A 13,820-nucleotide genomic window follows, 5' to 3' on the forward strand; every position below is an offset into this window, starting at 1 on the left:
TGCCAAGTGCCTTTCTACCCCAGTAGGGCGTTGAAAATATAACCGATGATCATAATTCCCAGGGCGACGGTGCCGAAGAAGATGGCGATGAGTTTGAGGGAGAGGATCTTTTTGAGGATCATCGCTTCGGGAAGGCTCAGTGCCGTGATGGCCATCATGAAGCTAAGTGCCGTGCCCATCTGCATTCCTTTCTGGGTCAATACTTCGATCAGGGGCATGACGCCGGCGGCGTTGGAGTACATAGGGACTCCCAGGATGGTCGCCAGGGGCACGGCATACCAGGCGTCGCCCCCGGCGTATTTGACGATGAGGTCTGCCGGCACATAGCCGTGGATCCAGGCGCCGACGCCGACGCCGGCTATGACATAGAGGCTGACTTTTCTGAGGATATCGACGGTGTAATCCCAGGCCTCTTTGATCCGTTCCGAAATAGGAATTTTCACCTCTTCGATCTCGGGAGGGGTGACGGCGGGGGGCTTAATGAGAATCTCGTCCTCGAGGTCCATTTTGCCGATAATGATCCCGGCGACGATAGCCACCAGCAGGCCGAAGCCGATGTAGAAGGCTGTGATCTTCCAGCCGAAGAGGCTGAAGAGCATCGCGATGGCGATCTCGTTGTTCATCGGGGCGCTGATGAGGTAGCTGAAGGTCACTCCCAGAGGGATCCTCGCCTGGAGGAAGCCCAGGAAGAGAGGGATTGCTGAGCAGCTGCAGAAGGGGGTGATGATTCCAAAAAGCGCGGCGGCGACATGGCCGACGAGGGGGTGCTTGCCCGCCAGCCAATCTCTTACTTTTTCGGTGGGGAAGTAGCTACGGATGAAGGTGACGAGGAAGATGATCACCGTCAGCAAAAAGAGGATCTTGACCGTATCGAAGAGGAAGAAATCCAGGGCGCTTCCGGCGGGAGAGTCGGGACTGAGGCCGAGAGTGCCATAGACGAAATGATCGACGATCCGCTGCCACCATTCAAACATATTCAATCCTTTTACTTAGAAGCATCTACTTGTGACTTGCGACTAAGCATAGAGTTCGATCAACTGCTTGATCTCTTTGGAACAGCAGCGTTTGTTGGGATTTTTCCGCGCACATTCGTTTCCGGTGCAGGCGGCGGTGGCCTCTTTGATCGCTTTGAGGGTGCTTGCGCCCTTTTTGATCGCTTCGACGATGCTCTTTTTGTCCACTTCGACGCAATAGCAGATGAGATCCTCATTGCTGAGCGTTGTGACATCGTCGTAGCGCTTGGGTTGAGTGAAAAATTGCATTCTTCTCAAGCCTTGGAGATCAGGTCCGCGATCTCGTCGGGAGTGAGCAGCTTGCCCACGCTGACGACTTTGCCGTCGATAACGAGGCCGGGAGTGCTCATGACGCCATACTCCATAATCTTCGTCAAGTCTTCGACCTTCTCCACTTCGGCGAATTTGCCGGTTTTAGCCAGGGCTTCAAGGACATTTTTCTCCAGCTGCTTACACTTGGCACATCCGGTTCCGAGGATCTCTATTTTCACAATTAACTCCTAGGGAAAATTTATTGTCGACATAATATCACAATTTCTTGATATATAGATTACGGGGAAGCAATGTATTTTGTCAGTCCGAAGGTCACTTTCTCGAAAAGGAGCATTGGGAGAGTTGAGTGTTGAGTGCTGAGCGTTGAGAAGTTTTATCACTCAGTTATTTAGCTGCGTGGTTGCTCGGTTATTCAGTTACTCATTATTTATCGGGCAACTTTCGGAGAGCCGTTTGAGCTTCGGCAGCTCCAGGGGGAGGGTGCGGATCTCTTCGATCGCCGAGAAGCGGAAACGATCCAACGGGGAGCGGATTTCGTAATAGGCCCAGCGTCCCTGGCGTTTGACCCTCAGAAAGCCTGCCTCTTTGAGGATTTTGAGATGCCTCGAGAGGCGGGATTGGATCATACCAAAGCTCTCCTGCAGGTCGCAGACGCAAAGGGGGCCGTGACGATCGAGGAATTTGAGCAACAACACCCTCGTAGCGTCGTAGAGGGCTCCGGTGGTGGCGAGGAAATCCTCGAGGGCTTCTTCATGGGTATTCATAGTTTACTCCCAATCGAGTTGTTCGTAATAATCCTTGGCATTGTGACGGTTCAGATGCTCGGCATGTTTGAGGTTTTTGAATTTGGAGAGGTCTACATGCTTCATCAGTTCACTCAGGTCCACATCGTTGGCGTAGGCGGCTTTGACCTGCTTTTGCAGGCTAGTCAGATATTCCAGGGTCGTTTTGTAGGCATCGGGCTCCATCAGGCTGCCGTGGCCGCCCAGGACGATCTTCGGATGCATCGCTTCGATCTTTTTGAGGGCTTCGATCCATCCTTTCATATTGGAGTTTTTGGTGTAGTTCAGTACCCGGTTGTTGAAAACGATGTTCCCGGCGAAGAGGAATTTGACATCGGGGACCCAGACGACGATGTCGGAGTGCTCCTCGCTGACGGGGGTGAGTTTGAGGAGTTCGACCTTGCGTTTGCTTCCCTGGATGACGTAGCGGTCATCGAAGAGGGTATCGGGGGTGACCACTTTGCTCCCTTTGAACTCTTCGGGGCTGAGGATGTGTTTGAGGCGCTCGTATTTGCCGGGATTCTTTTTGATGTCTTCGACGATGTTTCGATGGGCGATGACGGGGATATGGTGCTGGGCATAGTAGCTGGCACCATAGAGGCGGTCGTCGTGGTAGTTGGTGACCACCGCCGCTTTGATCTTTTTGTCGGTGCTCTTTTGGGCCAGTTTGGCGAACTCCTGGGCGAAGCGATAGCTCGGGCCGGGATCGACGATCACCAGGCCGTCGCCGATGTCGATCCAGCAACTGTTGTTGACGAAGCCTTTGTTTGCCTTGGTGGGAGGGTTGAAGTCTCCGATGACACATTCGATGCCGTCAGCCACTTTGACCGGTTTGAAGGGGTAGAGGGGCTCGGCATGGAGGGAAAGTGCCCCCAGGAGAATGCTGCACAGCAGGATCAATTTTTTCATTGAGATTCCTTGGTATCGTTTTCGAAACAATTATATCAAAATATCTTGATGGTTTATCCCGCCCAGAATCCAATTCGACTTCCAAACTTTATGAATTAAAATAGTATTATAATTCTATATATATGTTTTTTAGAAGCTAAAAAAGGGTGAATACTGCATATTCAAAATAAGATAAAAATGGTCGGGCTTTTGCCTCCTTTGGTGCTGATTCTCTTGGCTGCTTATCTCCTCGGTATCTCATATCATCACATTTCCCAAGTTTCTGACTTGAAGAAGGTTTTGAAGAATGACAGGCTTATAAAAGAGGTGCTGCTTCAGATTGGGAAGGAACGAAGTATAAGTGCTCTCTATCTGGGGAATAGACGGGAGGAGTTTCACCGAATGCTCAAGCAGCAGAGGGCAGCGTCGGACCGGGCGCTCACTGCACTTTGGAAAGGGCTCGATCATCAAGTGAAAGATTTGAAGCTTCGGGAGAGCTATCGGATCCTTTTTAGTAAGCTGAAGCAGCTTCAGGCTCTTCGAAAAAAGGTTGATGAAGGCAAAGTAGATTCTTTCTCTTTTGAAGATTTCTTCGTCAATGGATATACACAGAGTCTATTGGATCCCCTGGAGAGGAGCTATTCAGCTGTCCAAAATTACAAATTTGATTATGAGCTCGCTTCAAAAATCGTCTACCTTTTGCTCTACGAACATATAAGAGAGGCGAGCGATCTTGAGTGGGGCTATCTCGCCTATTATCTTGCCGGGGAATACGCGATGAGCTCCGAGGAGCATAGGAGCTGGCAAAATTACCATAACGAAGCGCATCTTGTCTCTCCGGATGAGGAAGAAGATGCCCTGGCTCGATCGATCAGTGCCCTGCTCAATCAGCCCAAAGTTCAGGAGCTCCGATCGAAGCTCGATAGATTTTTGGCCCTGATCGACTTTCATGCGGAAAAAGGCGATTATCCGATCGACGTTATGGAGTGGTTTGAACTGCAAAATAAAAAAATTGCTCTCCTCGGCGAAATTGAAACACGGATCATCGATTCGAGTTACATCTCGGTTCAAAAATACATCGATCAGGAGTTTCTTCATCTGATCGCCGCAGCCGTTGTCTTATTCGTTGGGTTGATGATGCTGTTCTGGGGATACAGGCTTTCCGGAGCGATGCAGGAACATATCTCCAGATTGGAGGCGCTGGTCAAAACAATGCCCCATAACGGTGAAGAGGTGGATCTCGCTCAGTTGCGTTTCGACTCCCGTAAAGAGATTCAGAAGGTCTATCAGCTCCTGGAGTCGTCGTTGGAAAAGGCGGACAAAGAGCGAAGGAGTGCTCTGGATACGGCCAGGGCCAAGGATCTCTTCCTGGCCAATATGTCCCATGAAATCCGTACGCCGCTCAATGGAATCGTCGGCTTTATCCAGCTCCTGGAGACCACACCGCTCAACGAGGAGCAGCGGGAGTTCATCCGCGTCGTTCAGGAGAGTTCCCAGAATCTTTTGAATATCGTCAACGACATTCTCGATTTTTCGAAGATCGAAGCTGGGAAGGTGGAGCTCGAAGAGATCCCTTTCGATCCCATCGACAAGTGGGAGATGGCTGTCGAGACCTATGCGGCCAAAGCGCTGCACAAAGGAATCGACTTCGCCGTCTATGTCGATCCCGCTCTTCCCGGAAGGATTTTGGGCGACCCAACCCGAATTTCCCAGGTGTTGGTCAACTTGGTAAACAATGCGATCAAATTCACGGAGCGTGGAGGCGAAGTTAGCGTTTTTTGCCAAAAAATGGGAGAACTCGAAGGGAATGTCTTTGTCAAGTTTGTCGTTTCCGATACGGGAATCGGTATCGCGCTGGATCAACAGGAAAAAATTTTCGATCTCTTTACTCAGGCGGATTCCACGACAAGCCGGAAATTCGGGGGGACCGGTTTGGGGCTTTCCATCTCGAGTAAATTGGTTGCGGCGATGGGAGGCAAGCTTGCGGTAGAGAGTGAGCCCGGGAAGGGATCGAGCTTCTTCTTTACCCTGCCGCTCAAAAAAGACCCCGAAGCCCCCGAGCGCCGGAGGCCAAGTTTTCAGGGAACGAAGATCGGCCTGATTCAGGAGGGCTTCACACTCGATCGACAAAGGGATAAAAATCTCAAAACGTATGTGGAATACCTCGGGGCGGATTTCTCCGTTTATGACAAAAAGAGTCTTTTGAGGGGACGCTCCGGAGAAATGCCCGATCTCTTCTTCCTCGATGAGGATTGCCTGGACGGACAGAAAGAGCTTGTCAAACTGTTGATCCTCAAGGTTCCCATCAGTCTGATCACTTCCGGGGAAAACAAAAAGATTCTCGATGCGATCAAATCGAAGCTCAATACGCTCATATACAAACCGCTGAACTACTCCAAAACGCTTCGTGCTCTAAGTAAATACGCCGGTCTGGAAAGCAGCCATGCGGAGGGATTCAAATCGGAAATGGCGTTCAGAGACTTGAAAGTCCTGGTGGCCGAGGACAACCCCATCAACCAAAAACTGATCATTGCGACACTTTCGCGATTCGGGATCGATGTGGCGATCGCCAATAACGGGGAAGAGGCGTTCGAGAGGCGCAAAGAGGATAATTTTGATCTGATCTTTATGGATATTCAAATGCCGGTAATGGATGGGGTGGAGGCGACACGGGCGATTTTGGCGTATGAACGCGAAACGGACAGCCCCCATATCCCGATCATCGCGCTGACAGCCAATGCGGTTCAGGGAAACAAGGATCAGTATCTGGCAGCGGGGATGGACGACTATATCGCCAAACCGATCAATATCGATCGTCTGCGTAATCTGATCGGTTATTATGCGCCCGATAAGGTTGTCAAAAGCTCCTGATCGTATGGAGGGCTCTTAGATAAACTCCTGGGCCACCTGGGTTTTGGTGACGACTTTGCGATTTTCGATGGAGAGAATCTTGTCGCAGTAGGGCAACAGCCGGGCGTCGTGGGTGACCATAATGATGGCGACCTGGCGCTCTTTGGCGATCTTTCGCAGCATCTTGACCACGTTGACCGCCCGGCTCATATCCAGCGCGGCGGTGGGTTCGTCGGCCAGGACGATGTGGGGATCGTTGCTCAGCGCCCTGGCGATGGCCGCGCGTTGGTTTTGCCCGCCGGAGAGTTGGCTGGGCATGGCGTGGGCCTTGTCACCGATGTCGAAATAGTCCAGCAGCTCCATTGCTTTTTTTTCGGCGGCTTTGCGGGGGATGCCGTTGGTGGTGGGGATGAGGATGACGTTCTCGAGGATATTGAGAAAGGGGATCAGATAGTGGGCCTGGAAGATGAAGCCCAGTTTTTCCCGGCGAATCTTGCGGGGATCCCGGATGCTCCAGTGGTCTTCGTCCCAGACCAGCTCGTCGCCCAGCCAGATCTTGCCGCTCGTGGGCTTCTCCACGCAGCCGATCATCATCAGCAGGGTTGTCTTTCCCGCGCCGCTGGGAGCCACGAGGGCGGCAAACTCCCCCTTTTTGACCTCGAGGGAAGCGTTTTCGAGGACCCGGACCTGGGCATCGCCCTTGCCGAAAATTTTGGTGAGATTTTCTACCCTAATACCGGTATCGTTCATAGTTTCGTCTCTTTCGACAATATGTTTCCGCCCCTCCCAATGACCAGTGACCAATGACTAATGACCATATTATCCCCCGATCGCTTGGCGTTCATCGGCCCGAATCGCCTTGAAGACCCCGAAGAGGCTGGCGGCGATGGAGGCGACGAGTACCACGGCGAAAAGCCCCCAGGCGTCGCTCCACTCCAGGACCACCCGTTTGGGGAATTTGTCCCAGATGGAGTGGGCGAAGAGATTGGCGAAAAGGAAGGCCAGCACCCCCAGTGCCAGGGTCTCCTTGACGATCATCGTCGTGATCATCCGGTTGGGGATGCCCACCAGTTTCATAATGGCGATCTCTTTGATCTTCTCCAGGGTCATGGTGTAAATGATGAGGGCGATGATGATGCTGGAGACGACGATGAGGATGGCGGTGAACATCCCGATCTGCTTTCGGGCCATTTCGATGAGGTTGATGGTGAGGATGCGGCGCTCCTGGGCATTGGTGAAGACCCCCAGATGTTTCCAGTGCCGAATCTTTTGTGCCACGGCGTCGGGGTCGTAGCCGGGCTTGAGGGTGGCGACGACGGTATTGACCAGGTGCCGGTCGGCCTGGACGTTCATCCCCCTCGCCCGGTCGTTGTGGATGCGGGCGTTGGAGTAGAGGAATTGGAGCTTCTGGGCATCTTTGAGGCTGAGGTAGATGAGGGGCTCTCCGCCGGAGGAGACGGCCCTTTTGGTGATCCCGACCACGGTATAGAGGTCACGTCCCATCGGGATCTTGTCTCCAAGCTTGAATCCGAGCTTTTGGGAGACGACCGTTTCGTAGTGGGCCCTGGCGATGGGGCGTCCCGATACGAGGCGTTTGGGATTGATGGGGCAGAGATCACCGAAAGGGTCGTAACCCACGCTGTAGATGCGCTTCATCTCCCCGCTGGGTACCCGAACCTGAAATCCCATAAAGGCCAGAGCGGCGGTTTTGTCGATGCCGGGCTGGGCTTTGAGGGTGTTTTTGAGGTCTTCGTGGATGCGGGAGCTCTGGGCGAAGGGCCCCAGGGTATCCTCCTGGACGATCCAAAGGTCGGCGCCGGTATCGTTCAGCAGCACCTGAGCGTCGATGATCATCCCCCGATAGACTCCCACCATGATGAGCACGATCCCCAGCAGCATCCCCACCCCCATCGCGGTGACGACGAATTTGAGTTTGGCGTGGGCGATGTCGCGGCGGGCCAGATCGATCATCGGTAGACTCTCGTTCCTTCCGAGAGAGGTTTTTTATGGGGATCGGGCAGGAGGATGGTTTCATTCCCCTTCAAGCTTTCGACGGCGACTTTGTTCCCTTGTACGGCCAGCGCTTTGACTTTGACGAAGTGGGCTCTGCCGTTTCGGTCGATCCAGACGCCGCCGTGCTGTAGGGCTTTTTTGGGGAGGATGATGGCGTTTTTGAGCTTTCCGGTTTGGATGGTCACTTCGGCCTGCTCTTTGAGGTAGAAGGGCCGGGGGAGTTTGTCGAAAGCCACTTCGACAATGCGCTCTTCGGTTACAGGATCACTCTGGGGTTCGATACGCGCCACTTTGCCCGCGAGGGGCGCTCCGGGGCGGGAGCGCAGCCGGATCGTTGAGGGTTCGCCGGGGCGGAGCTTTTGGCTCAGCGCTTCGTCGATGGTGGCACTCACCCAGACATCCCGGGGGCGGACGATGGTGAGTATGGGCTGCTGGGGGGCGACGGTCTGGGAGGGCTGGGCGTCGCGGTGGACGACGAGGCCGTTGACCGGCGCGTGGATCTCGAAACGGCTCAGGCGTTTTTGCAGGGCGTCGATATTGAGGCGGGCTTCGCTCTCCTGGGCTTTGAGAGCTTCGATCTCCGCCTCTTTGGCGGCGATCTGGGCTTGCACGGACCGGAGATTGGCCTGGGCCTTGTCGTATTCCGATTCGGGGGCGTAGCCTTTGGGAGAGAGCTTTTGGTAGCGGGCGAAGACGATCTGCGCCAGCTTCAACTGTGCCTTGAGGCTCTCGAGATCCTTCCTGGCCGCCTGGAGGTTGAAGCGCAGGCTCTGCAGGTGGGCCCGGGCCTGGGCGATCTGATCGGGCAGGTCCACCGGGTCGATACGGGCGATGAGCTCCCCTTGTCGTACAGTTTCTCCCTGATCCTTGAGGACCGCCAGGAGCTTGCCGCCGTAGGTGGAGCCCACGGGATAGAGGGTCTTCGCCTCCACCGTGGCGATGCCGAAGACACTGAGGTTCATCTCTCCCCTCATGGGATGGATCGTTCGGTAGCTGTGTTTGGGGATGAAGAGCTTGGTATAGAAAAGCAGGCCCGTTATGGCTAGGAGTAGGAGCCCAACCAGAGTTTTGGCCAGGGAGCGCAAGGAAGGATTCACTATTTGATCTCCTTGTTCTGATGGGCGTAGAGCAAAATCGCGACGAAGACACCGCCCTGTACGACGCCCAAGATCACTTCGCTGATGACGGCGACCATCGCCGGAAGGGTCTGGGGGATCCAGTCGCCCGAACCCAGCGTCGTGAAGGTGACGGCAGAGATATACATGCTCAGGATGAAGTCATGGGACTGGATCTCCGCCAGATTCTCCGTCGAAAGCTGGGAGTTGAGGTGAAAAAGATGAAAAGGATCGAAAAACCAGTAGATTGTGGCATAAAAGAGGATGGTGATTACCGTTACCTCCAAATAGAGCATCACCACATGCAGCAAAGCGATATGAAAATGACGCTTGATATGACTGAAGATGTAGATCGCGACATCGAGCAGTAAAAAGCGCGCCAACACGATGTAAAGAATATCGGCGAACATGATGGCGTCTCGATGCTCCATAAACCACCCGAAATAGGCATACTGCAAATAGATCTGGGGCAGAAGAGGCAGGAGGACCAAGGGCAGGATGAGGAAAGCAATGTTGTCACTCTTGATCCAGCGGTTTTTCCGTTCGGCGAGGCGGCTGAGCATCGGCTATCGCTCCCCGGATTTGGAAGCGTTGTTCTCTGCGATCCCGTAGCGTTTGAGTCGCTCGGTAAGCTCTTTGCGGCTAAGCAGCCCGATGTGGCGCTCGACGATCTTGCCTGAGCGGTCGATGAAGATCTGGGTGGGGATCATCCGGATGCGGAATTTCCCGGCCGCTTCCCGGTCCTGCAGGACATTGACGAAATAGAGGGGGAGTTTGGGGTTTTTTTGTTTGAGCTCATAGAGGAGATGATCCATCCTTTGGCAGCTTCGGCAGCTGGTCGCGCCGAATTCCAACATTTTGGCCCCCTGTGCGGGGATTTTGGCATAGGGAGTGGCCGGAAGCATCCCCTCATCGGCCTGTGCGGTGCCGAAGAGTCCCAAAAAGAGAAGCGTGAGGATCGATCGTAAAAACATTCCGTTCCTTTGTCGTGAGTTAGAACAACTGCCACGCTTTGTAAAGGAAATAGGTGCCAATAAGCACCAGCGTGGCGATAAAAAGGGCATTGATCCCCCGACTGATCTGCCCCAGACGGCGGTTGGAAGCGATCTTTTGGGCGAAGCCCACCGAGATCCCTGCCGCCAGCAGCAGCGAAGCGTGCCCCAGGGCGAAACTGAGTACCAGGATATAGGCGTGCACCCAGCCCGCACTTTCGGCTACGGTGATGATGGCCACCAGGGGTGCCGAAGCGCAGGGAGTGCTCACCAGTCCGAAGATCAGGCCGATGACCAGGGCGCCCAACAGCTTGAATCTTAGCAGTTTTGCGGCGATCTTTTGCTTGTCGATCCCCTGGCCCAGCCACCCCATGGCATAGGCCGCCACGGCGAAGGAGGCCAGGGCCGCCAGGAGGTCGGCCCAGAGGGGCGCGACGGAGAGCATGATGCCGATCTTGGCCGTAAGCAGCATCAGGATGGAAAAACTGATCACCAGGCCCAGGACGAAAAGGAGGGAGAAGCGGATAACGAAACGTCGCCGGGCAGCCGGGGTGTCGATGTCTTCACTCAGGGCTACGGCGCTGGCGACCAGCAGCGGCAGGGTGACGATGGAGCAGGGAGCCATAGCGGTGATCACCCCGATCCCCGGGGCGCCCAGTATGGAGAGGAGGCTATGGGCTCCCAGCCAGGCGGTCAGTGTTTCGAGCACGGATTATTTGAGCAGATCGAAAACGGTTTTGGCGTCGCCGACGACCTTGCTGAAAGCGGCGTGGCGGACAATGCGCACCACAGAAAGGATCTCCTCCTTGCTGGCACCCATTTTGAGCAGGGCGGAGGTGTTGACCTCGATGCAATCTTCGCTTCCCGTGGCCAGGGCGGCGGCGAGGAAGATCATCGTGGTGGTTTTGGGATCGAGGACATTTTTCTCGCTCTTGGTTCCCAGCCTGGCGCTCATCGCCTGTTCGACGAGGAAGGAAGGATCTGCGGCTTTGGCGGCTTCGATGGAAGAGGGGAGTTCACCGAAAGCATCCATCATCATCTGTTCGACCTGTTCGGGGGTAGGCATTTGCATTTTTTCTCCTTAGGGTATTGATTGCGAGTTGAAATTATATCAAAATATCTCGATATTTAAAAACAGAGCCCTAGCTCTTGAGCTCCTTGCCCGTCAGGAAGAGGGTGAGCTTCATCGCCTCTCCCAGCAGATCCAAACCTTCGGCGATGTAAATGCGGTTGGAGAGGCTCTTGAGCCGAAGAGCCAGGTAGAGAATGCGCTCTTCGGCGGGGAGGTAGAGATGCTTGACGATATCCCAGGCCTCCTCTTCGGGCTCCTCGTCCAGGAATTCCAGAGATTCGATGGCCCAGCCGTAAGTGTTTTCGAGGATGCCCCGGATGTTCCGGCGTGCCTCCTCTGCGGAGATGGCGGCCTCTTTGGCGGTGCTGCGGCGGTAGAGGATGTCGGTCATCGCCCGCAGAGAGGCCAGAGAGCTGCCCAGGGTCATATAGGCACTGACGCTCAGGTCGTTGAGGGGATGGAGGATCGATTCGTCGAGGAGCTCGGCGGCCCGGGCGGCCTCTTCGGGGCTCCGGGCCTGCTCCAGTTCGGTGCAGTGGCGCTTGACGATGGAGAGTTTCAATCCGATCGCTTCGAGGATCTGGCGGTAGGGAGCGAGTTTGTCCAGGGCTTCACGGAAAGCGGCGCTCTGTTTCGGATCGATTTTTTGCTCTTCTCCTGAGGCGATTTGGCGCACCCTCTGGCGGCAGAGACTGTAGCGGGCGTAGAGCTCGTTGACGGCGAGGAAGAGGTCGTTGGCCCGGTAGGGGGTCTTCTCCAGGGTCTTCTGGGCGAAATACTCCTGCCCCATGATCGCCTCGGCCACTTTGAGGTATTTGATCACCAGTTTCAGATAAGGCAGCAGTCCGGGATCTCTTTGGGATTGGGCGAGGATGAGCTGGGAGAGGAGGTGGAACCCGTAGGACATGGAGATGGGGTCGAGACGGATGTGATAGTGGACGATCCCCACACGGGCGATGTGCCGGTAGAGCTTGTCGTCAAAGGGTTTGGAGAGGAGTTCTGCAACGAAAGCGATCTGCTTTTTCTTGAGCTCGGGAATCCTTTCTCTTGGAATGAAGGAGGCGAGCTCCTCTTTTTCCAGAAGCTTTTCATAAAAACGGTCCATGATCTCCCCGGCGTAGGGGGCGAGCTTTTCAAGCGCCTCCTTGCGCATCTTCAGGTCGTTTTCATCCAGGTCGTAGATCTCTTTGATGAGTGTCAGTTTGTCCATTAGAGCACCTCCTCGAGTGTTTTGTACATTTCGGCGATCTTTTCGTCGCTGCGCCGCAGAAAGCGGGCCAGGGCTTGTGTGAGGTTTTTCAGGAGCACCATACCGATTTCGGGATGCTTCCGGCAGAAATCGAGAAATTTTTTCCGGTCGATCTCCCGGATCGTACACTCCGAAGCTGTGATCAACTTGGTCAAGCTCGAGCCCCCGTCGACCAGGGAGGTGAGGGAGAAGAGGACATCCTCTCCCCCTTCGATGACGGCGATTTCCAGTTCTTCTCCCTCGGAGGAGTGTTTGTGCACCCGGATACTCCCTATTTCGAGGAAAAAGGCTGCCGTAGTCGCTTTGCCCTCTTCCCGCAACACCGTTCCCTTGGGAACCGTGTGGCTTGCAAAAGCGGAGAGTACTTCCTCAATCTGTTTGGAATCTAATCCGTCGAAAAGTTGGCTTTTGATCTCCATATCAACGCTCCATAATGATGATGGCCGAGAATTCGGGAATGATGAAATCATCTTCGGGATTGATGAGCACCTCCATCTCGATCTCGTTACGTTTTATTTTTCCGAGCAGCTCTTTGTATTTTTCACTCTCGTTTCCGTATCTTATCTTGTTCAAAACAATATGCTTGAGCTGCGTACCCGTAATGTAGTTTTTTACGACGCCGAGGAGGATCTGATTCTTTTTGATGCTTTCCTCGAAGGCTTCCGCATACCGTTTCCCTTCGAAGGGGTGCTTGGTGATGATGTGGAAATTCTGGGTGCGCAGGAGGTTTCGGATCACCTTGGACATCCCCGGTTCGCTGATCGATTTGGAGAGGAGGAAGCGGTTGTACTCTTCGCTCATGATGATTTCGTCACATCGACTCTTGATGAGGTAGTTTTCAAATTTGGCATCGTTGATCTCGGCGATGATGTAGACGCCGGAGTTGAGGGAGCGGATGACGATCACGGTCTCCAGGACCTTGGCGTCGGCGTATTCATCATGCATATTGAGGATCATCACCTTGTCGGCTTTCTCGATCCTCGCCTCTCTGAGTGCCAGTTCGTCATTGTATTCGCCCTGGACGAATTTGAGGCCGTTCTCTTCGAGCACTTTTTCCAACTCGGGGGAGAGTTCGGGATAGATGATGACGATCCGCTCACCGTACTTTTCCTTGAACCCCTCCAAAACCTCTTTTCTCGGGGTTTTGAACCCGCAAATCACCAGATGATGTTCCAAGCCTTCCAAATTCTCATACCCCTTTTTCGCAAAGATTTTCGTCGTGACCAGTTGGCTGGTCATCAGCGCGGTGAAGGCGGCCACAGCGATCACCCCGCCGACGATGATGACGATCGCCACCATTCGCCCCGCCTCCGTGTGAGGGACCATATCTCCATACCCCACCGTGGTCGCCGTGACGACGGACCACCAGAGTCCGTCGAAAAACGTTCGGTAGTTGTGGGGCTCGATGAGGGTCATGATCTCCGAGGCGACCATCAGGAAGATCGTATAGAAGAAGATATAGACTGCCGCCAGGCTGAATTCAATTTTTTTCATCTTCTCCACTCATTGGGCTCCATCATTTCAATTCACTCATTTTACAGTAAGTCAGAGATCTTTCCGATGTACCCCCTTG

Annotated in this window: 16 protein-coding genes; 1 reads left to right on the top strand and 15 read right to left on the bottom strand. The window is 54.2% G+C overall.

Features of this window, described 5'->3' with window-relative positions; genetic code table 11:
• Positions 1-14 precede the first annotated feature (14 nt).
• The 5 genes from NITSA_RS02735 to NITSA_RS02755 all read right to left on the bottom strand — a co-directional run bounded on the left by NITSA_RS02735 (position 15) and on the right by NITSA_RS02755 (position 2,977).
• Positions 15-974: a permease gene (locus tag NITSA_RS02735; RefSeq protein ID WP_013553502.1), complete on the bottom strand. Its 960-nt coding sequence runs from the start codon at positions 972-974 to the stop codon at positions 15-17.
• 42 nt (positions 975-1,016) lie between these two features.
• A complete protein-coding gene (locus tag NITSA_RS02740) occupies positions 1,017-1,262 on the bottom strand; it encodes a (2Fe-2S)-binding protein (RefSeq protein WP_013553503.1) in 246 nt (81 codons plus the stop codon).
• 5 nt (positions 1,263-1,267) lie between these two features.
• Positions 1,268-1,504, bottom strand: a complete 237-nt coding sequence (locus tag NITSA_RS02745; protein ID WP_013553504.1) for a thioredoxin family protein — start codon at positions 1,502-1,504, stop codon at positions 1,268-1,270.
• A gap of 198 nt (positions 1,505-1,702) precedes the next feature.
• Positions 1,703-2,050, bottom strand: a complete 348-nt coding sequence (locus NITSA_RS02750) for an ArsR/SmtB family transcription factor (RefSeq protein ID WP_013553505.1) — start codon at positions 2,048-2,050, stop codon at positions 1,703-1,705.
• Positions 2,051-2,053: 3 nt separating this feature from the next.
• Positions 2,054-2,977: an MBL fold metallo-hydrolase gene (locus NITSA_RS02755; protein ID WP_013553506.1), complete on the bottom strand. Its 924-nt coding sequence runs from the start codon at positions 2,975-2,977 to the stop codon at positions 2,054-2,056.
• A 177-nt stretch (positions 2,978-3,154) separates the two neighbouring features.
• Here NITSA_RS02755 and NITSA_RS02760 point away from each other — a divergent pair, with 177 nt between their 5' ends.
• Positions 3,155-5,827: an ATP-binding protein gene (locus tag NITSA_RS02760; RefSeq protein ID WP_083799772.1), complete on the top strand. Its 2,673-nt coding sequence runs from the start codon at positions 3,155-3,157 to the stop codon at positions 5,825-5,827.
• A gap of 15 nt (positions 5,828-5,842) precedes the next feature.
• Here NITSA_RS02760 and NITSA_RS02765 read toward each other — a convergent pair whose 3' ends face one another.
• The 10 genes from NITSA_RS02765 to NITSA_RS02810 form a co-directional block, all read right to left on the bottom strand.
• A complete protein-coding gene (locus tag NITSA_RS02765; RefSeq protein WP_013553508.1) occupies positions 5,843-6,556 on the bottom strand; it encodes an ABC transporter ATP-binding protein in 714 nt (237 codons plus the stop codon).
• A 69-nt stretch (positions 6,557-6,625) separates the two neighbouring features.
• Entirely contained in the window at positions 6,626-7,777 is a 1,152-nt protein-coding gene (locus NITSA_RS02770; protein WP_013553509.1) for an ABC transporter permease, read from the bottom strand.
• Complete coding sequence (locus NITSA_RS02775) at positions 7,774-8,916, bottom strand: efflux RND transporter periplasmic adaptor subunit (protein WP_013553510.1); 1,143 nt, start codon at positions 8,914-8,916, stop codon at positions 7,774-7,776. The genes NITSA_RS02770 and NITSA_RS02775 overlap by 4 nt, the downstream gene beginning before the upstream one ends.
• Positions 8,916-9,497 carry an ion channel gene (locus NITSA_RS02780; protein ID WP_013553511.1) on the bottom strand — a complete coding sequence of 194 codons (582 nt, stop codon included), beginning with the start codon at positions 9,495-9,497 and terminating at the stop codon, positions 8,916-8,918. Before NITSA_RS02780 ends, NITSA_RS02775 begins: the two co-directional genes overlap by 1 nt.
• A gap of 3 nt (positions 9,498-9,500) precedes the next feature.
• Positions 9,501-9,908, bottom strand: a complete 408-nt coding sequence (locus tag NITSA_RS02785; protein ID WP_013553512.1) for a thioredoxin family protein — start codon at positions 9,906-9,908, stop codon at positions 9,501-9,503.
• 19 nt (positions 9,909-9,927) lie between these two features.
• Positions 9,928-10,635 (bottom strand): cytochrome c biogenesis CcdA family protein, encoded by a 708-nt coding sequence (locus NITSA_RS02790; RefSeq protein ID WP_013553513.1) that lies wholly within the window; start codon positions 10,633-10,635, stop codon positions 9,928-9,930.
• A gap of 3 nt (positions 10,636-10,638) precedes the next feature.
• Positions 10,639-10,998 carry a carboxymuconolactone decarboxylase family protein gene (locus NITSA_RS02795; protein WP_013553514.1) on the bottom strand — a complete coding sequence of 120 codons (360 nt, stop codon included), beginning with the start codon at positions 10,996-10,998 and terminating at the stop codon, positions 10,639-10,641.
• 70 nt (positions 10,999-11,068) lie between these two features.
• On the bottom strand, positions 11,069-12,208 hold the full coding sequence (locus tag NITSA_RS02800; RefSeq protein ID WP_013553515.1) for a protoglobin domain-containing protein: 1,140 nt from the start codon (positions 12,206-12,208) through the stop codon (positions 11,069-11,071).
• On the bottom strand, positions 12,208-12,666 hold the full coding sequence (locus NITSA_RS02805; protein ID WP_013553516.1) for a Crp/Fnr family transcriptional regulator: 459 nt from the start codon (positions 12,664-12,666) through the stop codon (positions 12,208-12,210). Before NITSA_RS02805 ends, NITSA_RS02800 begins: the two co-directional genes overlap by 1 nt.
• Position 12,667: 1 nt before the next feature.
• Positions 12,668-13,741, bottom strand: a complete 1,074-nt coding sequence (locus NITSA_RS02810; RefSeq protein WP_013553517.1) for a potassium channel family protein — start codon at positions 13,739-13,741, stop codon at positions 12,668-12,670.
• Between the last annotated feature and the right edge of the window lie 79 nt (positions 13,742-13,820).

It is taken from the genome of Nitratifractor salsuginis DSM 16511 (assembly GCF_000186245.1).
In the GTDB taxonomy this organism is placed as follows: domain Bacteria; phylum Campylobacterota; class Campylobacteria; order Campylobacterales; family Sulfurovaceae; genus Nitratifractor; species Nitratifractor salsuginis.